The 24,098-nt window shown below is 59.6% G+C and carries 25 protein-coding genes; 23 read left to right on the top strand and 2 right to left on the bottom strand.

Going from position 1 to position 24,098, the window contains the following annotated elements; all coding sequences use genetic code 11:
- Positions 1–5 precede the first annotated feature (5 nt).
- The 23 genes from VSS37_RS19640 to glgX all read left to right on the top strand — a co-directional run bounded on the left by VSS37_RS19640 (position 6) and on the right by glgX (position 19,818).
- Entirely contained in the window at positions 6–845 is an 840-nt protein-coding gene (locus VSS37_RS19640; protein ID WP_324697968.1) for an urease accessory protein UreD, read from the top strand.
- Positions 846–855: 10 nt separating this feature from the next.
- Entirely contained in the window at positions 856–1,158 is a 303-nt protein-coding gene (ureA, locus tag VSS37_RS19635) for an urease subunit gamma (RefSeq protein ID WP_324697967.1), read from the top strand.
- Between the two features lie 12 nt (positions 1,159–1,170).
- Positions 1,171–1,476: an urease subunit beta gene (locus VSS37_RS19630; protein ID WP_324697966.1), complete on the top strand. Its 306-nt coding sequence runs from the start codon at positions 1,171–1,173 to the stop codon at positions 1,474–1,476.
- Between the two features lie 11 nt (positions 1,477–1,487).
- Positions 1,488–3,191, top strand: a complete 1,704-nt coding sequence (gene ureC, locus VSS37_RS19625; protein WP_324697965.1) for an urease subunit alpha — start codon at positions 1,488–1,490, stop codon at positions 3,189–3,191.
- A gap of 143 nt (positions 3,192–3,334) precedes the next feature.
- Positions 3,335–3,583 carry a restriction endonuclease subunit S gene (locus VSS37_RS19620; protein WP_324697963.1) on the top strand — a complete coding sequence of 83 codons (249 nt, stop codon included), beginning with the start codon at positions 3,335–3,337 and terminating at the stop codon, positions 3,581–3,583.
- 9 nt (positions 3,584–3,592) lie between these two features.
- Positions 3,593–3,946, top strand: a complete 354-nt coding sequence (locus tag VSS37_RS19615) for an N-6 DNA methylase (RefSeq protein WP_324697961.1) — start codon at positions 3,593–3,595, stop codon at positions 3,944–3,946.
- On the top strand, positions 3,940–5,058 hold the full coding sequence (locus VSS37_RS19610) for an AAA family ATPase (RefSeq protein ID WP_324697959.1): 1,119 nt from the start codon (positions 3,940–3,942) through the stop codon (positions 5,056–5,058). The genes VSS37_RS19615 and VSS37_RS19610 overlap by 7 nt, the downstream gene beginning before the upstream one ends.
- Positions 5,059–5,063: 5 nt before the next feature.
- Entirely contained in the window at positions 5,064–5,513 is a 450-nt protein-coding gene (locus VSS37_RS19605; protein WP_324697957.1) for a type II toxin-antitoxin system VapC family toxin, read from the top strand.
- 46 nt (positions 5,514–5,559) lie between these two features.
- Positions 5,560–6,342, top strand: a complete 783-nt coding sequence (locus tag VSS37_RS19600; protein ID WP_324697955.1) for a DUF6933 domain-containing protein — start codon at positions 5,560–5,562, stop codon at positions 6,340–6,342.
- Between the two features lie 140 nt (positions 6,343–6,482).
- Entirely contained in the window at positions 6,483–6,977 is a 495-nt protein-coding gene (gene ureE, locus VSS37_RS19595; protein ID WP_324697953.1) for an urease accessory protein UreE, read from the top strand.
- Positions 6,967–7,641, top strand: coding sequence for an urease accessory protein UreF (locus tag VSS37_RS19590; protein ID WP_324697951.1), 675 nt, complete (start codon positions 6,967–6,969; stop codon positions 7,639–7,641). Before ureE ends, VSS37_RS19590 begins: the two co-directional genes overlap by 11 nt.
- 152 nt (positions 7,642–7,793) lie before the next feature.
- The gene (ureG, locus tag VSS37_RS19585) at positions 7,794–8,402 is read left to right on the top strand and encodes an urease accessory protein UreG (protein ID WP_324697949.1); all 609 of its coding nucleotides are present in this window, start codon (positions 7,794–7,796) and stop codon (positions 8,400–8,402) included.
- 22 nt (positions 8,403–8,424) lie between these two features.
- A complete protein-coding gene (locus VSS37_RS19580; protein ID WP_324697948.1) occupies positions 8,425–9,198 on the top strand; it encodes an NRDE family protein in 774 nt (257 codons plus the stop codon).
- A gap of 147 nt (positions 9,199–9,345) precedes the next feature.
- Positions 9,346–9,906, top strand: coding sequence for a hypothetical protein (locus VSS37_RS19575; RefSeq protein ID WP_324697947.1), 561 nt, complete (start codon positions 9,346–9,348; stop codon positions 9,904–9,906).
- 11 nt (positions 9,907–9,917) lie between these two features.
- The gene (grxD, locus tag VSS37_RS19570) at positions 9,918–10,325 is read left to right on the top strand and encodes a Grx4 family monothiol glutaredoxin (protein ID WP_375339157.1); all 408 of its coding nucleotides are present in this window, start codon (positions 9,918–9,920) and stop codon (positions 10,323–10,325) included.
- A 4-nt stretch (positions 10,326–10,329) separates the two neighbouring features.
- Complete coding sequence (locus VSS37_RS19565) at positions 10,330–11,898, top strand: SagB/ThcOx family dehydrogenase (protein ID WP_324697945.1); 1,569 nt, start codon at positions 10,330–10,332, stop codon at positions 11,896–11,898.
- Positions 11,891–12,103 (top strand): hypothetical protein, encoded by a 213-nt coding sequence (locus tag VSS37_RS19560; protein ID WP_324697944.1) that lies wholly within the window; start codon positions 11,891–11,893, stop codon positions 12,101–12,103. Before VSS37_RS19565 ends, VSS37_RS19560 begins: the two co-directional genes overlap by 8 nt.
- Positions 12,104–12,112: 9 nt before the next feature.
- Positions 12,113–13,366: a D-amino acid dehydrogenase gene (locus tag VSS37_RS19555; protein WP_324697943.1), complete on the top strand. Its 1,254-nt coding sequence runs from the start codon at positions 12,113–12,115 to the stop codon at positions 13,364–13,366.
- Positions 13,367–13,376: 10 nt separating this feature from the next.
- Positions 13,377–14,717, top strand: coding sequence for a (Fe-S)-binding protein (locus VSS37_RS19550; protein WP_324697942.1), 1,341 nt, complete (start codon positions 13,377–13,379; stop codon positions 14,715–14,717).
- A gap of 90 nt (positions 14,718–14,807) precedes the next feature.
- Complete coding sequence (locus tag VSS37_RS19545) at positions 14,808–14,993, top strand: hypothetical protein (RefSeq protein ID WP_324697940.1); 186 nt, start codon at positions 14,808–14,810, stop codon at positions 14,991–14,993.
- Positions 14,990–16,534 (top strand): glucose-6-phosphate dehydrogenase, encoded by a 1,545-nt coding sequence (gene zwf / locus VSS37_RS19540; RefSeq protein ID WP_324697938.1) that lies wholly within the window; start codon positions 14,990–14,992, stop codon positions 16,532–16,534. The genes VSS37_RS19545 and zwf overlap by 4 nt, the downstream gene beginning before the upstream one ends.
- The gene (locus tag VSS37_RS19535) at positions 16,531–17,658 is read left to right on the top strand and encodes a glucose-6-phosphate dehydrogenase assembly protein OpcA (RefSeq protein WP_324697936.1); all 1,128 of its coding nucleotides are present in this window, start codon (positions 16,531–16,533) and stop codon (positions 17,656–17,658) included. The genes zwf and VSS37_RS19535 overlap by 4 nt, the downstream gene beginning before the upstream one ends.
- A gap of 87 nt (positions 17,659–17,745) precedes the next feature.
- On the top strand, positions 17,746–19,818 hold the full coding sequence (glgX, locus tag VSS37_RS19530; RefSeq protein WP_324697934.1) for a glycogen debranching protein GlgX: 2,073 nt from the start codon (positions 17,746–17,748) through the stop codon (positions 19,816–19,818).
- Positions 19,819–19,821: 3 nt separating this feature from the next.
- Here the strand turns inward: glgX and glk are convergent, their stop codons facing one another.
- On the bottom strand, positions 19,822–20,832 hold the full coding sequence (gene glk / locus VSS37_RS19525; protein WP_324697933.1) for a glucokinase: 1,011 nt from the start codon (positions 20,830–20,832) through the stop codon (positions 19,822–19,824).
- Positions 20,829–24,032 carry a phosphorylase b kinase regulatory subunit alpha/beta gene (locus VSS37_RS19520; RefSeq protein ID WP_324697932.1) on the bottom strand — a complete coding sequence of 1,068 codons (3,204 nt, stop codon included), beginning with the start codon at positions 24,030–24,032 and terminating at the stop codon, positions 20,829–20,831. The genes glk and VSS37_RS19520 overlap by 4 nt, the downstream gene beginning before the upstream one ends.
- Positions 24,033–24,098 lie beyond the last annotated feature (66 nt).

The raw sequence follows: 24,098 nt of genomic DNA, 5'->3' as shown, positions 1-24,098 counted from the left end.
GACTGGTGACAGCGCCCGTTCCGCCGCAACAGGCATCCGGCTGGCAGGCCGAACTGACGCTCGGATTTGAAGCCCGCGCAGACAAGACCGTCTTGGGCAAGCGCAGCCAGCGCGGGCCGTTGGCGGTGCAGCGTCCTTTTTACCCGGAAGGCCCGGTGTGCCATGCCTATGTGCTGCACCCGCCCGGCGGCGTGGTGGGCGGCGACCAACTGACGCTTAACGCCACAGTTGCACCTGCGGCCAGCGCCCTGCTGACCACGCCGGGAGCCACCAAGTTCTACCGCTCCAACGGCCAGCAGGCCAGCCAGCAACAACATTTCCGCGTGACCGGCGGCGTGCTGGAATGGCTGCCGCAGGAAAACATATTCTTTCCCGGCGGCAACAGTGTTTTGTCCACCAACATCCATCTGGATGCGGCGGCGCGCTACATTGGCTGGGAAATCCATTGCCTGGGAAGGCCGGTGATCCATGAGCCGTTTGCGCACGGCAACCTGTTGTCCAGCACCCGCCTATACCGGGAACGGCAGCCGCAATTCATTGACCGGCTGTCCATTGGCGGCGGCCAGGATTTGCACGGTGCCGCCGGATTGCGCCAACAGCCAGTCATCGCCACCTTGCTGGCCACCCCTGCCGGACGGGACACGCTGGCGGGCGTGCAGCCGCTATGCGCAACACCCCTGGCACACGGGCAAGCGGGCGTCACCCTATTGCATGACGTGCTGGTCGTGCGCTACCTGGGCGCGAGCACGGCTGAAGCCCACCACCTGTTCCGCCATATCTGGCACCATATCCGCCCGCTGGTGACAGGCCGCGCCGCCGTCACCCCCCGCATCTGGAATACCTAGGAGGATCTTCATGGAACTGACCCCCCGCGAAAAAGACAAGCTCTTGCTGTTCACCGCCGGACTGCTGGCGGAACGGCGCAAGGCGCGCGGTTTGAAACTCAATTACCCCGAATCGGTGGCGCTGATCAGCTGCGCCATCCTGGAAGGCGCACGCGATGGCAGAAGCGTGGCCGAACTGATGGATTATGGCCGCACCCTGCTGACCCGTGAGGACGTGATGGAGGGCATTCCTGAAATGATCCATGACGTGCAGGTGGAAGCCACCTTTCCCGACGGCACCAAGCTGGTGACCGTGCATGAACCGATTGTTTAAGGAGACGCCGCCATGATCCCCGGAGAAATCTTTCCCGCCGACGGTGAAATCGAACTCAACGCAGGCCGTGAAACCGTCACCCTCAGCGTCGCCAATACCGGCGACCGCCCGATCCAAGTCGGTTCGCATTACCACTTTTTTGAAACCAATAACGCCCTGACTTTCGAACGCGATAAAGCCCGGGGTTTCCGCCTCAACATCCCGGCAGGCACGGCGGTGCGTTTCGAACCCGGCCAGACCCGCGAAGTCGAGCTGGTGGCGTATGCTGGCAACCGTGAAGTCTACGGTTTCCAGGGCAAAATCATGGGCAAACTGTAAGGAGCGACGGCATGGCGACAATCAGCAGGCAGGCATATGCCGAAATGTACGGCCCCACCACCGGCGACCGCGTGCGCCTGGGCGACACTGAACTGATCATCGAAGTGGAAAAAGACCACACTGTTTACGGCGATGAAGTCAAATTTGGCGGCGGCAAAGTGATCCGTGACGGCATGGGCCAATGCCAGCGGGAAAGCGCCGAGGTGGTGGATGTGGTGATCACCAACGTCCTGATCCTCGATCACTGGGGCATTGTGAAAGCCGACATCGGCATCAAGAACGGGCGTATCAGCGGCATCGGCAAGGCAGGCAACCCCGATACCCAGGCAGGCGTGAACATCGTGGTCGGCCCTGGCACCGAAGCGATTGCGGGTGAAGGCCAGATCATCACCGCAGGCGGCATCGATTCGCACATCCATTTCATCTGCCCGCAGCAAATCGACGACGCGCTCATGTCCGGGGTGACCACCATGATCGGCGGCGGCACCGGGCCTGCCACCGGCACCAATGCCACCACCTGCACCCCAGGGCCGTGGAATATCCACCGCATGCTGGAAGCTGCCGACGCGCTGCCCATGAACCTCGGTTTTCTCGGCAAGGGCAACGCCAGCCAACCGGGCGGCTTGCGCGAACAGATTGCGGCGGGCGCCATTGGCCTGAAGCTGCACGAAGACTGGGGCACGACACCCGCAGCCATCGACACTTGCCTGAGCGTGGCGGAAGAAACCGATGTGCAGGTGGCGATCCACACCGACACGCTGAATGAATCTGGCTTTGTGGAAGACACGCTGGCGGCGATGAAAGGCCGCACCATCCACACCTACCACACGGAAGGCGCAGGCGGCGGCCACGCACCCGACATTATCAAGGCGGCGGGGCAGGCGAATATCCTGCCTTCTTCCACCAACCCGACCCGGCCTTACACCGTCAATACGGTGGACGAACACCTTGACATGCTGATGGTCTGCCACCACCTGTCACCCGCCATTGCCGAAGACGTCGCCTTTGCCGAAAGCCGTATCCGCCGCGAAACCATTGCAGCGGAAGACATCCTGCACGATCTGGGGGCATTCTCGATGATTTCTTCTGACTCACAAGCCATGGGGCGGGTGGGCGAAGTCATCACCCGCACTTGGCAGACCGCGCACAAAATGAAGGTGCAACGCGGCAGCCTGAAGGAAGATTCCGACCGCAGCGACAACTTCCGCGCCAAACGTTACGTCTCCAAATACACCATCAACCCGGCCATCACCCACGGCGTGGCGCACGAAATCGGTTCGGTGGAAGTCGGCAAGCTAGCTGACCTGGTGCTATGGAAACCGGCCTTTTTCGGCGCAAAGCCCAGCCTGATCATCAAGGGCGGGCTGATTATCGCCGCACCGATGGGCGACCCGAACGCCAGTATCCCCACCCCGCAGCCGGTGCATTACCGCCCGATGTTCGGTGCGCTGGGCAAAGCCAAGCACGCCACCACCATGACTTTCCTGTCGGGCGCGGCGCATGCGGCGGGCATCCACCAGCAACTGGGCCTGCACAGCCTGATTGGCGTGGTGAAAAACTGCCGCACCATCACCAAGGCCAATATGGTGCTGAATGACTACCAGCCGGTGATTGAAGTCGATTCGCAAACCTATGAAGTGCGCGCCGATGGCGAACTGCTGGTGTGTGAACCGGCGGCGGAACTGCCTCTGGCGCAACGCTATTTCTTATTCTGATTCTTTCCTCCTTGGGTGGTAGGCAGAATCATTGCCTATCATCTACTCACTACATCATTGGTATTTACGCAAAAAAACGTACTGCCACACCTCTGCGGGCTTGCTATTGTTATTACATCAGCATTGAGTTACCCGCATTCTTGGTGTGGTGGCTAAACCAATACCCTAGTCAGCAATACTTTCAGCGTGAAGCCGAAGGCAGTGTGACCAAAAGCATCCGCCGCAGTGTGCTGGAAAATGTCCCTATCGTTGTGCCGTCGCCAGGCAAACAATACGCCATTATCCAACTTGCCAACACGCTTGCACGGGAACAACAAGCGCTTGCACAACTACGGCGTAGCGGTGAACACCTGATGAATACCATTGCCAATGACCTGCTCAACAACAAGTGAGGTAGCAGCATGAACGAACAGCACCAATCTTTTGAACAATTGAGGCAGCTCACAACCGATGGCTTCGAGTACTGGTCGGCACGGGATTTAGCCCCACTCCTCGAATACCGTGACTGGCGAAATTTTCACAAAGTCATCGGAAAAGCGATGCAAGCCTGTACAACTAGCAACCAGCTCAGCCGTTTCCGGCGCTGCATTCCGCCCAAAACCAAGGGTGACTATGCCTTCATCCTGCACATGATCGAAACACTGAAACCGGATACAGGGCGCATAGGCGTGGTTGTGCCCCCTCTTCACTCCTCCCCCTGGCAAGGAGGGGGGAGGGAGGGGGTCTTCTTCAGATTGAGGAAAAACGTATGTTGACATTCCCCATTAAAATCGAAGGACTCAAAGGCGTAGGCAGCGTCGAGTTGAACCTACAGGATAACCAGCGGGTTTATACGCTGATAGGTGCTAATGGTGTAGGCAAAACCAAGACACTCGAAGCGTTGTTTCAGATTTTGTTTTATAGCCACCAACTAGTCAGTCAACCGACAAATAACATAGCAATTAGAGTAGATAGTTGGGTTTTTAGGGCACTAGGAACAGGAAAGAGTAGCTTTAATGTTCCTTCACAGAACATCGTTCCAAATAGCCTGAATGTTTTGGCAAAGCACATGCTCCACAGCTTACCCGTTGTGTTTCTCGCTTCGCAAAACCGAGGATTTATCCAACACGACAACAAACCAGCCAAAGCCATTGGCACATTGGAACAACGCCGTAATGCCTATTTCAGCCGTTTGATCCAGGGCATGAACAACAGTTTCACCAGCCTGAATATGGATACGGGCATTGAAGAATGGTTTGTCACCCTAGCCCAATCCGCTAACCCTTACCAAAAGCAGGAAGATAACCGCGACATCGAAATCCGGGTGGTGCTGGAGTTGCTAAACAAGATCGACAGCCGTATCGACCCCAAATACATGCAAATCAGCGGTGATGGCCGGGTCAATCTGAAAATTGATGGTCAGCCGCGTGAGCTTTCCCATTTGAGCACCGGCTTTGCTTCCATCCTGAAAATGCTACAGGCGATTGTTTCCGGTTACGGCTATTTCACCAATGAAACCCGCTTGCAACAGGTGAAGGGCATCGTGCTGATTGACGAAATCGAAAGCCACCTGCATCTGTCTTGGCAAGCAAAGATCATCCCCTTGCTCAAACAGTTATTCCCGAATACCACGTTTTATATCACCACCCATTCTTCCATCGTGCTGTCACAACTCAAGGCGGGAGAAGCCTACCGCCTGCAACGTGATTCCGATGGCGTGGTGCGCACTCAAGCGATTACTTCGCCCAATACCACCTCGTTGATTGATGTGTTGCAAGAAGCCTTTGATATTGACCTGAATCGCCTGAAACTGGACAGTCTCGTTCCCGTTGATCAACAACAAGCGAAACAGCAGTTGTTGGATCTGATCAATAGGCAAGGGGTGTAGTGACCATGCGCAAGGTTTTATTGGACGCAAACTTATTGATCGCCGCCTTGGATGACAGTAGCACAACATCTGAAGCCGACCGTACCAAAGCCAAGCAGACCTTGGCAGCCTTATTGAGCAATGCGGAGGTGACACTGATTATCACCCCACTGATTCGCTACGAAGTGCTGCGCGGCATTGGCTGGCAAGATCAGGTACGTTTTGCCCAGTTAAAACAATCACTGGATGGCTTGGCCGAGTTGGATGTCAACCGCCATGTCTCCGAATTGGCAGCCAACTTATTCCGCTTTGACCGTGCAGAGAATACAGGCCAGCAACGCAATATTGAAAAGCGCAAGTTTGATGTGTTCCACCTTGCCAGTGCCAAGTGCCATGATTTGGAACTGGCATCACAGGATTCAGATATTGCTGGGTTGGAAGGGTTGTATGAGCGTTATACGCAGGCAAGCTCATGAAGCGATCACGAATTCAGCAAGCCACCTCTTCTTCAGTGAGCCAACCATGCTAATTTTTAACTGCACCAAAGCCGCCACCGAGTTTTTCACCGTCACCCGCAAAGGTGTGAAGCAATCGTTTGTACACGCACCGCCTAACAAAGACATCGCCGCAGATGGCCAATACCTGCAAAATGACGAAGGCAAGCCGACGCTGGCTTTCCAGTGGGTACTGCACGCCATCACGGTCAAGCGCAAACATTGCCTGATAGCGATGGAAATCAACACCCGTTTCAGCGTCATCCTCACCGCCATGCCCAAAGGCAACCCTGATGCGTTCATTGACCGCTTCAAACCCCGTCTGCTGGATCAGCTATTCGGGTTTGCGTTGCAATCTGGCATCTTGAAGGAGGAGCAGTTCGCCATCTTCATTGACGAATTCATGGCACAAACTGCCGATATTTTCTTGTGCCAGCGTTCCGACCGCAGCGTACAAACTCATATCAACGATGTGGTTTCACAGTTCACCGAAACCGTGGATGCCAGCGGATACGTGCCGGATAACGAAGGCGAAATGCTGCATTTCAGCAGTTACATCAACCGTCTATTGCGTAAAACCAAGCAAAGCAGGGACTATACCCAGCCAGATGAGCAAATGCTGTTGTTTTGGCTACAGCAATTTTGCGGTTTCACACCAGAACAGGCTGCGGGCATCAAGCAACATTTTGCTGACCTGCACCGCAGCCGTTTTAGCGCATGGAATGACATACCGGATGATGTGAAGCTGCCGCCATATACGGATAAAATTGTGATATTGGAAGACTTCAAGGCACAAAAAGGGAATAAATAATGCCAGCCTTACCACGCTTTCAGGAAGAATACAGTGCCAAACTCCCAGCCTTGGCACTGTTAAGCAGCAGGGCGGTATGTGTTGGCATGAAAACTGCCTCGCTACGTGTACAACGATGGTTTCTTCTATTAGGTTGAATAATGCTCAAAATCGAACGTATCCTCGACAAAAGCAGCGTGCTGCCCCGCCAGCCGTACCTGTCGCTGACCCTGCCACATGAGCGCCGCATCATCAGCCGCCAGCGCGTCACCCTCGACGATGGCAGCGATGCAGGCTTGTTCCTGCCACGCGGTTCCAACCTGCAACACGGTGATGTCTTGCAAGGCGCAAGCGGCGAACTGATCCGGGTGCAAGCCGCCGCCGAAACCGTTTCCACCCTGCATTGCGACGACCCGCTGTTGCTGGCGCGCGCCTGCTACCACCTGGGCAACCGCCATGTGCCCTTGCAGATTGCGCCGGGCCTGATCCGCTACCAGCACGACCATGTGCTGGACGAAATGCTGCACGGCATGGGCTTGCATGTGGTGGTGGAACAAGCGCCGTTCGAGCCGGAAACAGGGGCTTATGCGGGCGGGCATTCGCACAGCCACGAACACTCGCACGCTCACGGACACGGCCATTCCCATGACTACTGATCTTGCTTTGCTGCGGCTGCTGCATCTGGTCAGCCCAACCTTGCCCATCGGTTCCTTCACCTATTCGCAGGGGATCGAATGGGCGGTGGAGTGCGGCTGGATCAAAACGGCGGACGATTTGGAAAACTGGCTGGAAAACCTGCTGCACACCGGCATGGCCCATCTGGATTTGCCCATCCTGCAACGCCTGTATGCCGCAGTGGAGCAGCAAGATCGTGACCTGCTGCAATACTGGATCAGCTACCTCAACGCCAGCCGCGAAACCGGCGAGCTGTTGCAGGAAGAAAAAAACCGGGGGCGGGCGCTGACCGACCTGCTGATCGCGCTGGAGATCCCGCAGGCGGCAACGTGGAAACCGCAACTGGCGCAGAACCAAGCCGCCGCTTTCGCCTTCGCCGCAGTGCACTGGCGGATTCCACTGCAACAGGCGGCTTACGGCTATGTGTGGAGCTGGCTGGAAAACCTGGTGCTGGCAGCAGTGAAAATCATCCCGCTCGGCCAGACACAGGGGCAGAAAATCCTGCACAGCATGACGCCGTTGCTGCCCGCCGTGGTGCAAGCCGGGCTGGCGGTTGGTGATGAGGACATCGGTGCCTCTTCCCCTGCGTTGGCGATCGCCAGCAGCCGCCACGAAACCCAATACACGCGCTTGTTTAGATCGTAGTTTTACCCCCCATCCCCAACCCTTCCCCCGCAAGGGGGGAAGGGAGTAAGAAAACCAGTAAAGACGCTTTGGTTCATATTGTCGTTTGGCTCCTTCCCCCCTAGTGGGGGAAGGGCTGGGGAAGGGGGGAACATTTGACAAAGGAGAAAATCATGTCCACCCCCTTGAGAATTGGCGTCGGCGGCCCGGTCGGCTCCGGCAAAACCGCCCTGCTGGATGCGCTGTGCAAGGCGATGCGCAACGACTACGACATCGCCGTGGTCACCAATGACATTTACACCCAGGAAGACGCCCAGTTCCTGACCCGCAGCGAAGCCCTGCCGCCAGAGCGCATTGTCGGCGTGGAAACCGGCGGCTGCCCGCATACCGCCATCCGCGAAGACGCCTCCATGAATCTGGCGGCAGTGGAAGATTTGCAGGCAAAGTTCCCCACCCTGGATGCGGTCTTCATCGAAAGCGGCGGCGACAACCTGTCCGCCACCTTCAGCCCGGAATTGGCCGACCTGACCATTTATGTGATCGATGTGGCGGAAGGCGAAAAAATCCCACGCAAGGGCGGCCCCGGCATCACCCGTTCCGACCTGCTGGTGATCAACAAGATCGATCTGGCACCGTATGTGGGCGCGTCGCTGGAGGTGATGGCAAGCGACACCAAACGGATGCGCGGCGACAAACCGTTTGTGTTCAGCAACCTCAAGGAAAAAACCGGCTTGCAGGACATTATCGGTTTCATCGTCGACAAGGGTATGCTGGGCAGTTGATCCCACTGTTAGGTACGCCGCCATGTGTTTTGCCCTGCTCGCCCTCCAGCAACGCCCGGATTACCCCTTCATCCTGGCCGCCAACCGCGATGAGTTTTTTCACCGGGCAGCGTTGCCGCTGCACGCCTGGGAGGATTTCCCCGGCGTGGTCGGCGGGCGCGATGTCGAATCCGCCGGTTCCTGGCTGGTGTTGAACCAGCAGGATGCGCGGCTGGCGCTGGTCACCAACCACCGTTCCGGCTCGCCGCAAACGGCGGAACGTTCCCGTGGCCTGCTGGTGCGCGACATGGTGACGGCGACGACAGAGGTGGAAACCAGCCTGCAAACACTGGCGGACGGACAACAGCGTTACGCCGGTTTCAATTTGATTACCGGCAAGCTGCCTGACCAGTTGTACTACTTTTCCAACCGCAATGGGCAAGCCGCCACACGCCTGCAACCCGGCGTCCACGCCCTCAGCAACGCCTTTCTGGATACGCCTTGGCCGAAAGTGCAACGTGGCAAACAGCACTTCACCCGACTGGTGCATGACCCGGCGGAACTGCTGGTGGAAGACCTGTTCGCCCTGCTGGCGGACAAAACTCCAGCGGCTGACGCCGAGCTGCCGGACACCGGCATTGGCCTGGACAAGGAACGCTGGCTTTCCCCCATTTTTATCAGCGGCGAACATTACGGCACCCGCTGCTCCACCGTCATCCTGCTGGACGCAGCAGGCCGGGTCAGCCTGCACGAACGAACTTTTCAAGCCGGTCAGCCGGTTTCCACCACAATGCTGGCATTCCCCCTCCCCACCTGAATGTGGCAAACACGACAAAACGTCTTGAACCCGCCATTCACAGCGCTTGCCGGAAAACCATAACCCATTATTGAAAAAGGGAAATTTCCGGATGGCACATTTCCTGCTCCAACCCTGGCATTTGTCATACAACAGGAGATTGCCCCCATGCTGCTGGATACCTACAAAGCCCAAGACCTGATCTGGCTCACCACCGTCAACGCCAAAACCTCAAGCGGCGCTTACGCTTTCCGTGGCGACATGGTTGTGAAAGAAGGCGAAATGAATGAAGCGGCAGGCAAACGCAACCCGCCCATCGCCATGATCAAGGAAGCGGTCATGCTGGCGACCGAAGACAAACTGCTGATGGTGGTCGGCAACTTCGCCGATGTGGTCGAACTGGGCGAATTCGTGGCCCGTTTCACGCCGGATTTGGCGGACGATTGCAAGCCAGTGTTCTACGTCGACAATATCAAGGACGGCATGGTGGCGGATGTGGATGGCCGCCCTTACACCCTGATCCCGATCCATTCCGGCATGGTGTGGAACGAGTTGCTGGATCTGTGCTACCTGGAAAAATCCGACCTCAAAGGGCAGTCCACGGAAGACAAAGTGGTGACTGCTTACGAAGCGCTGAAAGACTTCAAACCCAAGTACACAACCGTTTCCCTGGAAGCTGCACTGGCTTCCGGCACCGGTTCCAAACGTGAAGCCTGGGGCGCGGTATAGGAGGGTCAGTCATGAGTTCCAAAACCCTGGAAACCATCCAGAAACAGGTGGATGAAAACCCTGTGATCATTTACATGAAAGGCACACCTGAAGCGCCTGAGTGCGGTTTTTCCGGCAAGGCTGTCGGCTACCTGAAAAAAGCCGGTGCTGAGTTTGCCTACGTCAATGTGCTGAAAGCGCCCTTCATTTACGAATACTTGCCACGCTTTTCCCAGTTCCCGACGTTCCCGCAGGTGTACATCGGCGGCGAACTGGTCGGTGGCAGCGACATCGTGGAAGAGCTGTACAACAGCGGTGAGCTGAACGCCATGCTGGCCAAATTGGTGGAGCAAGGTAAATTGCCTGCGTTGAAAATTCCGGCTACAACAGAGGAAACGGCCAAAGCGCCCACCAATGACCTGATACAGCTGACGCTTTAAACTTATGGACATAACGGTACGCGACTACCACGAACGCACCAAACACAGCCTGCAAGCCTACGCCAAGGGGCCGCAGTACCTGGATTGGGATCAGCAGCCGAACCCGTTCCGGCGGTTTGCTGGCGCGGACGTGGTGGAGCTGCCGTTTTATTCCCCCCCATCCCCGCCCCTTCCCCCGCAAGGGGGGCAGGGAGTGAGGAAGGGGGGAATAACCGCCATCGCCGCCCTGCTGGAACTTTCCCTTGGCCTTTCGGCCTGGAAACAGTTCGGCCCTGATCGTTGGTCACTGCGCTGCAACCCTTCCAGCGGCAACCTGCACCCTACCGAAGGCTACATCGTTGCGACCGGCATCGAAGGCCTGGGCGATGGCGTCTATCACTACGCGCCGCACGAACATGCGCTGGAACTGCGCGGCAAAATCACGCCGAATCCGGATTCCCACCCGCAATGCCTGTTAGGCCTGAGCAGTGTTGCCTGGCGCGAAGCCTGGAAATACGGCGAACGCGCCTTCCGTTATGTGCAACTGGACGCCGGACATGCGCTCGGAGCCATCCGCTACGCCGCCGCCGCGCTGGGTTTGCAGGTGGAGTTGTTGGCAGTGACGGATGCAGAAATTGCCACCCTGCTGGGTTTGAACCGGGCGGAGGATTTCGCAGGGGCAGAAGCGGAACACCCGGACATGCTGCTGCGCATCCATGCGGGAGACGCCGAGCGCCCTGCCCTGCCAACTGCCAACACTTGGTATGGACGCGCCAACCAATTGGGCGGCCATCCTTCCCTGCAATGGCCGGTCATCGATGCAGTGACCGCCGCCGCCGTCTGTGAAACGCGCAAGGAGCCTGGGCTAACCCTGCCCCCATCCGCCGCCGCGCCGCAACCGGAGCTGATTCCCCTGATCCGCCAGCGCCGCAGCGCCCAGGCGTTCAGCGGCAAGCAGAGCACCCTGTCGGCGGATACTTTTTTCCACATGCTCCAGGCGCTGCTGCCGGAAGCTGGTATGCCGTGGGATGTATGGGGGAGCCTGCCGGTGCGCCTGCATCCCGTCTTCTTCGTCCACCGGGTGGAAGGCTTGCCGCCCGGCCTGTATGCCCTGCCCCGCCGCCCGGACGCCACCGCCCTGCTACAAGCCGCCATGAACCCCGATTTCCGCTGGCGACCACCGCCGGATTGCCCGGACGACTTGCCGCTATACCAATTGCTGGAAGCCGATGCCCGCAAAGCCGCCCGCACACTTTCCTGCCATCAGGACATCGCCTCCACCAGCGCTTTCAGCCTCGGCATGCTGGCGGAATTCGACGCCGGGCTGGCGGATGGCGCGCACGTTTACCGCCAGCTCTACTGGGAAGCCGGGCTGCTGGGGCAAGTGTTATATTTGCAGGCGGAAGCCATCGGCATGCGCGGCACCGGCATCGGCTGCTTCTTCGATGACGATGTGCATCAGGTGTTGGGCCTGCACGGCACACAATTCCAGAGCCTGTACCACTTCACGGTCGGCAGCCCGCAGGTGGACACCCGTCTGGAAACCCTGCCCCCTTATGCACATTTACCCACGGAGCGCTTCCACCATGGCTGACACTGAGGAAATGGCCGACCTGCGGGCGCGGATCGCTACCGTGTTCGCCCGCCGGGAACAACTCAAACAGGCCATGGGGGAAGGTTCCATACCACCCCGGCAGGGTTTCCGCGAGCTGGAAAACGTGGACGCCGAATTGTCGGCGCTGGATTCACGTTTCAAGCAACTGTGGGACGCCCAACAGACGAGGGACAAACGCATGTAGGGGGATTCTATGAAGGTACTGGTTTTGGGTGGCGGCGTTATCGGTGTGTGTACGGCTTATTATCTGGCCAAGGCAGGGCATGAAGTCCATCTGGTTGAACGCAACACAAGTGTGGCCATGGAAACCAGCCATGCCAACGCCGGGGAAATTTCGCCCGGATACGCCGCGCCATGGGCGGCTCCCGGCATTCCCGCCAAAGCCCTCAAATGGATGCTGATGAAACACAGCCCGCTGGCGTTGCGTCCGTGGGCCGACTGGCGGATGTGGCCATGGCTGCAAGCCTTCTGGCACCAATGCACCGCCGAAAACTACCAGACCAACAAGGCGCGGATGGTGCGGCTGGCGGAATACAGCCGCGATTGCCTGCGGGAATTGCGCGCGGAAACTGGCATCCGCTACGACGAACGCAGCCAGGGCACCCTGCAATTGTTCCGCACCCAAAAGCAGTTGGAACACAGCGCCTATGACGCGGAGGTGCTTAAGGAGCAAGGTGTCCCGTTCACCGTGCTGGACCGGGTTGGCGTCATCCGGCGCGAACCGGGGCTGGCGCAGGTGCAAGAAAAATTCGTCGGCGGCCTGCACCTGCCGGATGATGAAACCGGCGACTGCTTCAAGTTCACCGAAGCGTTGGCTGACATGGCGGAAAAGCTGGGCGTGGCCTTCCATTACGGGGTGTCAATCCAGCAGTTTTTGACCAGCGGCAACCGTTGGGAAGGCGTCATCACCAGCAAGGGCATCCTGCAAGCGGACGCCTGCGTGGTCGCGCTGGGCAGTTACTCGCCGCACCTGCTCAAACCCTTGCAGATTCACCTGCCGGTGTATCCGGTGAAAGGCTATTCCCTGACTGTGCCGGTGACACATCCGGGGCAAGCCCCCGAATCCACCGTGATGGACGAAACCCACAAGGTCGCCATCACGCGGCTGGGCAACCGTATCCGCTTGGGCGGGACAGCGGAACTGGGCGGTTTCGACCTGCGGCTTACCCCCAGCCGCATCGCCACACTGAAGCACGTCCTGACCGATTTGTTCCCGGATGGCGGCGATGTGGAAAGGGCGACCGCCTGGGCTGGCCTGCGCCCGATGACGCCGGACGGCCCGCCCATTCTTGGCAAGACGCCCTACATGAACCTGTTCCTCAATACCGGCCACGGCACCTTGGGTTGGACGATGGCGGCAGGCAGCGGGCGGGTGCTGGCGGACATGATTTCCGGCCTGCATCCGCCGATTGCGCTGGACGGGCTGGGGCTGGAACGTTACGGATAAGGATGATGAGATGAAAACCTTCCTCGACTGGTCTGCATACAAGGACGCCGGAATGGGCGACGCCTACGCCGACATCCCCAAAACCGGCGGCAATTTCGCCAAAGCCGTGGCGGTTTGCATCAATAGCCGCCAGTGCGAGGCCGAAGGCAAACAGGTGATGTGCCCGAGTTACCGGGTCAGCGGCAATACGCATTTTTCCACCGGCGGGCGGGTGCGGCTGCTGAAAACCGCGCTCAACAGCGAACTGGCGGAAACCGCACTGGCTGACCCCACCTTGGCCGAAGCGATGGATTTGTGCGTCGGCTGCAAGGGCTGCAAGCGCGAATGTGAAGCCAATGTCGATATGCCGCTGATCAAGGCGGAATACCTCGCCCAGCGTATTGCCCGTGATGGCCTGAGCCTGCGCAGCCGCTTGTTTGCGCATACCCCGCGCTGGCTGCATCAGCAGCCGTGGCTGGGCAAGCTGGTCGCCTGGCGTAACCGTAGCCCGTTGCTGGCGGGTTTGGGGCAACGTTTCCTCGGTTTGGGCGCGGAAGTTGCCTTGCCGGAACCTGCCGCCACCCCGTTCCAAGCGCCTGCGCCGCCTGAAGCTGTGGCAAGCAATGCGCCGGAAATCGTGCTGTGGGTCGACACCTTCAGCCGCCATTTCGAGCCGGAAATCCCCACTGCCGCAATCGAGGTGTTGCAGGCGGCGGGTTACCGCATCCATATCGCCGCACCGGCTGAAGGCGTGGCGGATGCGGAGCGGCCTTTATGCTGCGGGCGCACCTACCTTGCCCAGGGGATGGTGGAACAGGCGCGCACCGAAGTTTCCCGGTTGGCCGACAGCCTGCTGCCGCATGTGCAGGCCGGGCGCGCCGTCATTGGCCTGGAAGCCTCCTGCGTGCTCGGCTTACGCGATGATGCACAGGCTCTGGGGTTGGGGGAAACGGTTGCCGTTGTGGCAAAAAACGTGTTGCTGCTGGAAGAGTTCCTGGCGCGTGAAAGCACCGCCAAACGCCTGAACCTGCCCTTGCAAGCCCTGCCTGCCGGTGAAACCCTGATCCACGGCCATTGCCACCAGAAGGCAGTTGGGGCGATGAAAGCCATGCGCCGGGTGCTGAAGCTGATTCCTGGGCATCAGTTTGAAATGATCGAAGCAGGCTGTTGTGGCATGGCGGGCACATTCGGCATCGAAGCGGAGCATTCCGCAATGGCTGGCACAATGGCGGAACAGGCGCTGTTGCCAGCGTTGCGGGCAAATCCGCAGGCGCGGGTGGTGGCAAACGGTTTCTCCTGCCGCCATCAGATGCGGGCGCATGGCGATACCCGTGCGCAGCACTTGGCCTTGTTGCTGCGCGAGGCGCTATAAGGCATGGAATTTGCTTCTTTCTCCCCATAGCGGGGGAGACCAGTTCTGCGCCCGCCTAAACCCACCGGCGACAACGACTGAGGAGGCACTATGGCCTTGTTTCATCAGACTGCCGAAGATTTTACCCAACGCGCCCAGGTGCGGCGCAGCCTTCCCTCACACAACGCTTGTCTGGCGTGCATCGGGCATAAAAACCGCACTGGCTCAGTGCGCGGTTTGTCGCCCGTAATCGAGGCGATGGCTTGGCGGCCCACCATGCAGGAGAGCAGACCATGACCCAACCACCTGTTTCCAACCCCCTGCTGGCTGGCCTACAAGAAGACCAATTGGCCCAGCCTTGCACCTTAGTGATCTTCGGGGGCGGGGGCGACCTTTCCAAGCGCAAGCTGTTGCCAGCGGTTTATAACCAGTCCCTGGATGGCGCGCTGCCCGCCAGCTTCGCCCTGCTGGGCGTGGCGTTGCAGGAAATGGATGACCAGGGCTATCGGCAGTTCGCCCGCGAAGGCATTGAGCGTTTCTCGCGCCAACCCCTGGATGAGCAATACTGGCCCGACTTTGAGCGCATGCTGCACTATGAGTCCGGCTCCTTCACTGACCCACAGACCTACCAGCGGCTCAAGCAGCGCTTGGAAGAAATCGACCAGACCTTCGGCATCCCAGGCAACCGGGTGTTTTACTTGGCCATCCCGCCTGCCCTGATCGAAACCTGCGTGCAGAACCTCAATGACGCCGGGCTGGTTTATCCGGTTGATGATGCCCAGCATTTCTCACGCGTGATTGTGGAGAAGCCGATCGGCCACGACCTGCAAAGCGCCCGTCAGGTGAATGATGTGCTGGGGCGCAACCTCGACGAGAGCCAGATTTACCGCATCGACCATTACCTCGGCAAAGAGACGGTGCAGAACATTTTGGTGATGCGCTTCGGCAACTCGATCTTCGAGCCGCTGTGGAACCACAAATACATCGAACATGTGCAGATCACTGTGGCTGAAGCGGAAGGTGTCGGCACACGCGCCGGTTATTACGACCATGCCGGGGCGCTGCGCGACATGGTGCAAAACCACATCCTGCAATTGCTGACCCTGATCGCCATGGAACCGCCTTGGGCGATGCGCGCCGACGTCATCCGCGACCATCGCCAGGATGTGCTGAACTGCCTGCGCCCCATCACCCCGGACATCGTCAACCAGCATGTGGTGCGCGCGCAATACGGGCCGGGTTACCACGAAGGCTTTGATGTGCCCGGCTACCGCCGCGAGGAAGGCGTCGGGCCGGATTCCACCACCGAAACCTTCGTCGCGCTGAAGGTGTTCATCGACAACTGGCGCTGGGCCGGGGTGCCTTTCTACATCCGCACCGGCAAGCGCATGACCAAGCGTGCCAGCGAGATTGCGGTGCATTTCCGGGGCGTCCCGCCGGTGTTGTTCAATGCCGACCCCAGCCATCCGATTGCACAGAACGTGCTGGCGTTGAGCATCCAGCCCAACGAGGGGCTGTCACTGGGCATATCCACCAAACTGCCAGGGCCGAAGGTGCGCATCTTCCCGGTGAAAATGGACTTCCGTTACGGCTCCACCTTCGGCGACCAGTCGCCCGAAGCCTACGAGCGCCTGATGCTGGATGTGATGGCCGGTGACGCGACCCTGTTCATGCGGCGCGATGCGGTGGAGCGCTCCTGGGTGTTCATTGAAGACATCCTGGACGCCTGGAACAGCAGTGGGGTGCGCTGGCTGCCTGAATACACGGCTGGCTCCTGGGGGCCGGTCGAGGCGGAGCGCATGATCGAAAATGATGGTTTCAAATGGCGGCTGCTATGAACGAAAAACCGCGCCATCGCCTCCTCCGGGTCGAGGAAAAAAACGTCCGTATCCGCCACATACCGCGTGAACTGGACACCATCTGGGCCGGATTGAACCAGGAACTGGGTGAAAACCAAGTGGTCACCCGCGCCTGCATGTCCAATCTGATCATTTATTGCGACGACGACGAGCAGACCCTGAAAGTCAATGAAGCCCTGCCACGCATCGTCTCGGCGCACCCGTGCCGCGTGATCCTGCTGACCGGCCTGGGCCATACCGGCGAACCGGGGCTGGATGTGTTTGTCTCCGGGCTGTACAGCAAGCTGTCCAGCGGCTTGCAGGTCAGCGCCGAGCTGATCCGCGTCATCGCTGATGCCAGCGCGCGCAAGCGCCTTGCCCCAGTGGCACGCGCCCATCTGGTCGGCGACCTGCCAACCACCCTATGGTGGGCGTCACTGGAGCCAGCCCCTTCCCTCAGCGAAACCTTCAACCCGCTCACCGCCATGGCTGACCAGATCATCTACGACAGCTTCGGCTGGAAATCGCCGACCAAGGGGATGCAGGCGATGTCACGCTGGGTAAAGGCGCAAGGCGCTGACTATGTGGTCTATAACTTGGCCTGGCGACGCCTGAAGCATTGGCGCAACCTACTTAGCCAGATGCTTGACCCGACAGTGCAGCCCAATGCCCTGTCTGCCGTCAGCAACCTGCAAATTGAGCATGGACCGCACACCGTGGCCATGTCAGCCCTGCTGGTGGGGTGGCTGGCCTCGCTGTTGGGCTGGCGGGTCGAGGGCGGCAAAGTGGTTGCAGGCAAACAGACCGTGTGGCAATTCAGCATTGCCAACCGCCGGGTGCCCGTCACCCTGACGCGGGTGGCTGATGTACCGCCGGGGCTGGCGCGCATTGATTGGCGCTGGCGGGAAGGCACTGTGGAGCGCCGTGCCGTGTTCGCCAACCTTGGCGCAGAGCGTCTCGGCGTGGTCGAAGCCGAATCGGATATCCCGGTGCGGCTGATCCATGCGCCTGCCGCCAGCCAGGCCGATTTGGTGGCGGCGCAAATGGCGCACCGGGCGCGTGACAAGGTGTTCGAGCGCGCCCTGGAAACCGGCAACAGCATGACAAACGTGCTGCTGGGCTGAGATTTCACTGCCCGCACCGGCTAGATGCTTATACAATCGACTCCTGAAACACGACCCCACCTCTATAGCCTGTAGCCGGAGCATACAATGGCGCATCCTAATTACTCCGCCGCCCCTGGGACTTGGAACCAGGGCGGTGCCACCATCACCGAAAATGGTGTGAATTTCTGCGTCTTTTCCCAGCACGCGGAGCGCCTGGAATTGCTGCTGTTCGAGGCTGATGACAGCCTGGAGCCGTTTCAGGTCATTGGGCTGGACCCTGACACCCACCGCACCTTTTTCTTCTGGCATGTGCTGGTGCTTGGCCTGCCAATGGGGGTCTATTACAACTGGCGCGCCCACGGCCCGAGCGACACCCGTGCAACGGGCTGCCGCTTCGACGGCGAAAAGGCGCTGCTGGATCCGTGGGCCACCACCATCAGCGACCGGCTGTGGAGCCGTCAGGCGGCTTCCCTGCCCGGCAACAACATTGCCCAGGCAATGCGGGCGTTGGTGCAGGACGACAGCTACGACTGGGAAGGCGACACCCCGCTGTATATCCCGTTGAACGAATCGGTCATCTACGAAATGCATGTCGGCGGCTTCACCCGGCACCCGTCATCCGGCGTGGCGCATCCTGGCACCTTTGCCGGGGTCATTGAAAAAATTCCCCATTTGCAGGCGCTGGGCATCACCCATGTGGAGCTGATGCCGGTGATGGCTTTCGACCGCCAGGATTTGCCGCCCAAAACGTCATCCTTTGGCCTCAGCAACTATTGGGGCTACAGCACCCACAGTTTCTATGCGCCCCACCCACACTTTGCGGTGAGCCCGGCGCGCGCCCGCGACGAATTCCGCGATATGGTCAAGGCGTTGCACCGGGCGGGTATCGGCGTGATCCTGGATGTTGTCTTCAACCACACATCCGAGGGCAGCCCCTTTGGCCCCACCATCAGCTTTAAGGCCTTCGGCAACGAGATGTTCTACCACCTCGATTTCTTCGACCGCAGCCGTTACCGGGATTACACCGGCTGCGGCAATACGGTGAACTGCAACCATCCGGTGGTGAACCGCTTCCTGGTGGACGCCCTGCGCTACTGGGTGGAAGAGATGCATGTGGATGGCTTCCGCTTCGACCTTGCCAGCGCCATGGCACGCGGCGAGGATGGCAACCCGCAACGCCATGCGCCGATGCTGTGGCACATCGAGCTGTCGCCATTCTTGAGCCGCACCCATATCATCGCCGAAGCCTGGGACGCCGTCGGCCTTTACCAGTTGGGGGATTTCCCCGGCTTTCGCTGGGCGGAATGGAATGGCCGCTACCGGGACGTGATCCGGGCGTTTGTGCGGGGCGATGGTGGCCTGATTGCGGAGGTCGCCACCCGCCTGTGCGGCTCCAGCGACCTGTACCAGTCCCGTGGGCGCCTGCCGTGGAACTCGATCAATTTCGTCACCTGCCACGACGGTTACACCCTGTGGGATCTGGTCAGTTTCGAAGGCAAACATAATGAAGCCAATGGCGAGGACAACCGCGACGGCCACAACCATAACCTGAGCGCCAACTACGGCGTGGAGGGGCCGACCGCTGACCCGCGTATCGACCGGGTGCGCCGCCGTCAGGCCAAAAATTTCATCGCCATCCTGATGCTTAGTCAGGGTGTGCCGATGCTGCACGGCAGTGATGAGGTGCTCGCCACCAAACAGGGCAACAACAACACCTATTGCCAGGACAACACCCTTTCCTGGCAGGACTGGAGCCTGCTGGAACGCAACGCTGACATGCTCGCGTTTGTCCAGGGCATGGTACGGTTGCGCCGCCGCCATCCGAGCCTGAGCCGGGCACGTTTCCTCACAGGCCGGATTAACCCCAGCCATGACCTGCCCGACATTAGCTGGCATGGGACCAAACTCAATACCGTGCCTTGGAACGACCCGAACGCCCGCCATCTCGCTTTCACGCTGGCAGGCTTGGCACCCGACGAACCGTTGCTGCATGCCGTGCTGAACATGTCTGAGGAAGCGCAAACCTTCGCTTTGCCGCCCTTCCCCGGCAAACAGTGGCACCTCGCCATCGACACCGCCAGCACGCCAGGAATCCATGAACCCGGCGCGCAACCCGCCATCAGTTCGCCCCAGCTCAGGGTGGAGGGGCGCTGCATCGTGGTTCTGGAATTGGCCTGACTGTCAGCGGCGGAAACGGGACATCGCCATGTGCGCAGCGCCCAACAATGGGGCTTCAGGGTTCAACGACAGGCGCACCGGGATGTGCTCGATGGCGCGCGCCATGCGCCCCTTGTCGAGGAAACCCTGCATGAACACGCCGGTTTCCAGCGCTGCCCGAATCTTGGGGCCAATGCCGCCGCCGATGTAAATGCCGCCCCGAGGCAAGCATTTCAAGGCAAGATTGCCCGCCTCACTGCCGTAGATGCGCACAAACAAACGCATGGTTTCGGCGCATAACGGGTCGGAGCCTGCAAGGCCATGGCGGCTGATCACGGCGTTACGGTCTTCGTGCAGCATTTCAGCCTCGACCTCCGGGTTCGGCGCAGCATGGCTGGACGCGCGCAGAAAATCGTACAGGTTGCCAAAACCATTACCGGCCAGGATGCGCTCGCCACTGACATGCCCCCCGAAACGTTTGCGCAGGAACAGCAACAGCGCATCTTCCTGACTGGAATTGGGGCCAAAATCACTATGACCGCCTTCGGTCGGCATGACGATATGGCGCTGGCCATCCCACGCCAGGATGGCTTCACCCAGCCCAGTCCCGGCGGCGATCACGGCTGCATGCCCGGCCTGGGATACGGCATGCGGATTAAGTTCAACGAATTCGTCAGCCGCCAAATGCAGCATGCCGTAAGCCGCCGCCTCCAGGTCATTCAGCAGGCATACGTCACTGAAGCCAAAGCTGGTGGCCAGTGTGTGCGCATCAATCACCCATGGCAGGTTGGTGGCGTCACAACGCTGATCCTGGATCGGCCCGGCGATGCCGAAACAGGCGGCGGCGGGGCGGTGCAGCGGCACCTCAGCCAGAAACCCGCTGACCAAATCGCTGAACAGCGCATAACCTGAGCTGGGGTAGACCGCCTTATGGACAGCTTGCAGCGGCGCACTGCCTGACTTGCCGTCATCCGCAAGGTACAGGCCTAAAACGGTTTTGGTGCCGCCCACATCGCCTGCCAATAGATATGTCATGGTGTTTCCCTTGTGCCATTGTTCAGTAGATACGCCAGCGCAGCGACCACATGGTTGGCGACCCTGGAGGGCGGGTACAGGTAAAACTCGCTCCAGGCACTGCCCCGGTATTGGTCGTAATCTGCGCTCTGCCCTGGGTTGCCTTGCTCCCAAGCCAGACGCACAGCATGGCCGATAATGACATCGATGAACAGCGTATCGTCAATCCGCAGCCCAGGGTTTTTCCGCATCACCACCATCAGCACCTGCAAGGCTTCGGTGTACAGTTGGCGGCTGTCCGGCGCTGGCGTCTTGTTGAGGATATGTTCGACGCGATCCTTGAAAAGCTTTTCGCCGCGTGTCATGTCGGCACACAACTTGTGGTCGAGGCGCAATTTGGGGTTCCACTGATCCCCGATCACCAAGCCCTGGCTTTGGTTGACGATGTCCCAGACACCCTCAAAGAAGCTTTCCCGGTAACGCCCGATGCTGCCCTGGATGGAGCGCCACTCGTGCCAGTTCGCGGCATCAGCAAGATCCGGGTCCAGGCTGGCGTCGAACTTGACTGTGACCATGCCGCCTGAATCCGCTGACACATTCATCAGCTCCATTTGCAACAGGGTGTCCCTGGCGTCCTGGTAATGTTCGAGCACATCACGCACCGTCCTGGCCAATTCATACGGCGCCATTTCCATCAGCACATCCATCGCGTCATTGATCGACAGGCGCTTTTCACGCTCCAGGCGCACTGCAATCAGCTGCAACAGTTGCCCGGTGCGGATCATGGTCATATTGGCCAACAGTTCAGGGTGCGAGCGCAACAACTGCCCCAGGTTAATGATCAGCTCCAGGGTCAGGATTTGCGCGCGCAAATCGTCGGGGTTGAATTGGCGGATGGCCTGCAACAGTTCGTCGGCCCCCATCGGGCGGCGGAAGGTCGAATCACGGCTGTACGAACGCGACACGCTCAACGCCCGCTGGTGCGCCACGATTTCGGTGGCGGCGCCTTCCAGGTTGATGTCGTGCTTGCCCAGCACCGCCGCACTCAACCGGATCAAACGCCAGCAGCGCGCCTCACAGGCACGCGCATAAACCTCTTCAAGCAGGTTGCCCACCCGCGCGGGTTGACCCTCCAGGTCGCGCAGGCCGGTATCAAAACCGAGGCCGTGGCGGGAAGCCAGCTGCCGCAAAGCGTCGAACTGCACCTGCAAGTCCGCCCGCGTCGTCACCAGCCCGATCAGGTCACCATCACCCAGCGGTTCAGGGGAAGGCGCGGCGGCGGATTCCGTATGGCTTCCGTTGTCCGTCAGCGGCATCAGCGCAAAACAGGGGCGGATCCCCTCGTCGCCGCTGCCATCCGGAAACTGGTAACCGTGCAAAGCATCGATGCGTTCACGTCCAGCGGTCGGCAAAAAGCTCGCAACCCGGCCCAGTTGCACCGGTGTGCCGTCAACCTGGCCTTCGCGGCATTGGTCCATGAAATTCAGCAGCGCAGCACTGCCCTCCGCCGTCAACATGCGTTCGCTGACAACCAGGACGACCAGTGGCCTCCCGGGGGCATCCCATTGCTTACTGACATACGCAAGGATCATCTTCAAGCGTTCGACCAGCATCACATTGTCGAGGCTCAGGTAGAAATCGTGCCGGTTCATGAACTGCGGCTGGAACAGCATGCGCTTGCCCGCGAAGGTATAGACGCTGCTGGTCGCCAGCCCACGCAAATGGCGCAAAGGTCGGCCGCTGAGGCCGAGGCGCGGGTTACGGCCAAGCTGGCAGTAAGCTTCAGCCAAGGCGGTGGCTTCATGGATGACGACAGGGGAAACTTCGCTGCGCGTCTCCGCCTTGATGCCCTTTTCCTCCAGGCGCTGTTTGATGCTGGGCGAATCGGCCAGCAGCGCAAACTGCACGCGCCGCCCACGCCGCCGCCCCACCCGCAGGCGGCGGCCCAGCGGGTCGATGTCGGCCACGTCGAGCAACCCATCCTGGATCAGTGCGCCGAGGATATACAGGCTCTGCGCCCACACCAGCGGCACGTTTTCGTTGGGTTCGCGCTCCTGGCTGCGGGGATTGTTGCGTTCCGCCTCAATGCGCCCAAGCGGCACCCGGTACAACTCCGGCAACAACAGGTCGCCGTCACGCTCGACCAGCAACCCTTCCAGTTTGTCGCGGTAGCTTCTGGCCTGTTGCTCATCACCCCGGAACAGGTGGTAAAGCAGCAGGTAGGTGAAAAACAGCGGCCATTCACATTCGATGTGCTCGAACTGCAACATTTCCTCGGGTTCGTAATGCAGCCGGTTGTGGTCTTCGATCACGGTCTGGTGGCCATCGCGCAGGAAGCGCTTGCAGCCGTAACGGCCTTCCAGCTTGCTTACGACTTCATGGATGGTTTCTTCGACCAAAGCAGTGTCTTCGACTGCGAAAGCCGGGTAGCCGACCACGCTCAGGGTGGCAGCATCGACTTCTTTCGACAGGGATTCACTCGGCAGACTGGATTCGAGCGTGATGCGGGCGCGCGCCACCTCATCAGGCACCACATGCACAACCGACGCCTGCCCGCCGCCTGTGCCAAACAGGTTGAAGCCGTTCATGGCCTCCAGCGCCGCTTTCGCCATGCCGACCGAACTGCTGTTGATTTCAGCAATGCCATGGTTGATCTTGTTGCCGCGCTCCCAAATGCCATAATCCGGCGTGCGGTAGGCGCGGCCAATGTAGTGCACCAGATTCTGCACGAAATTGACTTCATCGATGGTGAAGATAATGCGTAGACCTGAAGCAATCATCTGTGCCAGCATCAGCAGGAACAAGGAAGTTGCATCGAGTTGCAGGTGACCCCACTCATCATCACCCACCACTGGGTACCCAGTACTTGTGTCATACTTTGCATGTAAGGCATCGAGTGGGTTCTGCGTCTGCTTGAAGCGTTCCACCTTGGCGGATTGGCGCATCATCGCAAGCAATAGGCCGCGCATGAGTTTGACCACGCTCTGTTCCAGCAGCACGGTGCGGCCATCACTTTCGTCAAGCCGACGGTAGGCCAAGCTCAGGCCCCATACCGCCAAGATGCTGTAGACGTTGTCACGCACCCACGCATCGGTGTAATCGCCGTGGGCGGTGACCGCCGTACTGGCGGGCAACAACCCAGTGATCGGGTGCTGGCGTGACAGGATAATGCGGGTGACCTGCTGGTAGTAGTGATCAAGTTTGTCAAAGGATAGGTTCATACCGTGTTTTCACAAATTGGAGCTTCAGGCTTCAGAACAAAAGCAAGAAATGTTCCAAACCTGGTG

The sequence above is a fragment of the Candidatus Thiothrix phosphatis genome (assembly GCF_035668035.1).
Taxonomy (GTDB): Bacteria; Pseudomonadota; Gammaproteobacteria; order Thiotrichales; family Thiotrichaceae; genus Thiothrix; species Thiothrix phosphatis.
The sequence above is the reverse complement of the archived record's forward strand: the minus strand, read 5'-3'. Positions and strand labels throughout refer to the sequence as shown.

Bases quoted from the DNA above. Each gene is read 5' to 3' on its own strand.
- ureC (WP_324697965.1), top strand. From the start codon at position 1,488: ATGGCGACAATCAGCAGGCAGGCATATGCCGAAATGTACGGCCCCACC.
- ureE (WP_324697953.1), top strand. From the start codon at position 6,483: ATGCTCAAAATCGAACGTATCCTCGACAAAAGCAGCGTGCTGCCCCGC.
- VSS37_RS19600 (WP_324697955.1), top strand. From the start codon at position 5,560: ATGCTAATTTTTAACTGCACCAAAGCCGCCACCGAGTTTTTCACCGTC.
- VSS37_RS19580 (WP_324697948.1), top strand. From the start codon at position 8,425: ATGTGTTTTGCCCTGCTCGCCCTCCAGCAACGCCCGGATTACCCCTTC.
- VSS37_RS19560 (WP_324697944.1), top strand. From the start codon at position 11,891: ATGGCTGACACTGAGGAAATGGCCGACCTGCGGGCGCGGATCGCTACC.
- ureG (WP_324697949.1), top strand. From the start codon at position 7,794: ATGTCCACCCCCTTGAGAATTGGCGTCGGCGGCCCGGTCGGCTCCGGC.
- glgX (WP_324697934.1), top strand. From the start codon at position 17,746: ATGGCGCATCCTAATTACTCCGCCGCCCCTGGGACTTGGAACCAGGGC.
- ureA (WP_324697967.1), top strand. From the start codon at position 856: ATGGAACTGACCCCCCGCGAAAAAGACAAGCTCTTGCTGTTCACCGCC.
- grxD (WP_375339157.1), top strand. From the start codon at position 9,918: ATGAGTTCCAAAACCCTGGAAACCATCCAGAAACAGGTGGATGAAAAC.
- VSS37_RS19550 (WP_324697942.1), top strand. From the start codon at position 13,377: ATGAAAACCTTCCTCGACTGGTCTGCATACAAGGACGCCGGAATGGGC.
- VSS37_RS19545 (WP_324697940.1), top strand. From the start codon at position 14,808: ATGGCCTTGTTTCATCAGACTGCCGAAGATTTTACCCAACGCGCCCAG.
- VSS37_RS19615 (WP_324697961.1), top strand. From the start codon at position 3,593: ATGAACGAACAGCACCAATCTTTTGAACAATTGAGGCAGCTCACAACC.
- VSS37_RS19605 (WP_324697957.1), top strand. From the start codon at position 5,064: ATGCGCAAGGTTTTATTGGACGCAAACTTATTGATCGCCGCCTTGGAT.
- glk (WP_324697933.1), bottom strand. From the start codon at position 20,832: ATGACATATCTATTGGCAGGCGATGTGGGCGGCACCAAAACCGTTTTA.
- VSS37_RS19575 (WP_324697947.1), top strand. From the start codon at position 9,346: ATGCTGCTGGATACCTACAAAGCCCAAGACCTGATCTGGCTCACCACC.
- VSS37_RS19590 (WP_324697951.1), top strand. From the start codon at position 6,967: ATGACTACTGATCTTGCTTTGCTGCGGCTGCTGCATCTGGTCAGCCCA.
- VSS37_RS19535 (WP_324697936.1), top strand. From the start codon at position 16,531: ATGAACGAAAAACCGCGCCATCGCCTCCTCCGGGTCGAGGAAAAAAAC.
- VSS37_RS19520 (WP_324697932.1), bottom strand. From the start codon at position 24,032: ATGAACCTATCCTTTGACAAACTTGATCACTACTACCAGCAGGTCACC.
- VSS37_RS19555 (WP_324697943.1), top strand. From the start codon at position 12,113: ATGAAGGTACTGGTTTTGGGTGGCGGCGTTATCGGTGTGTGTACGGCT.
- zwf (WP_324697938.1), top strand. From the start codon at position 14,990: ATGACCCAACCACCTGTTTCCAACCCCCTGCTGGCTGGCCTACAAGAA.
- VSS37_RS19610 (WP_324697959.1), top strand. From the start codon at position 3,940: ATGTTGACATTCCCCATTAAAATCGAAGGACTCAAAGGCGTAGGCAGC.
- VSS37_RS19565 (WP_324697945.1), top strand. From the start codon at position 10,330: ATGGACATAACGGTACGCGACTACCACGAACGCACCAAACACAGCCTG.
- VSS37_RS19630 (WP_324697966.1), top strand. From the start codon at position 1,171: ATGATCCCCGGAGAAATCTTTCCCGCCGACGGTGAAATCGAACTCAAC.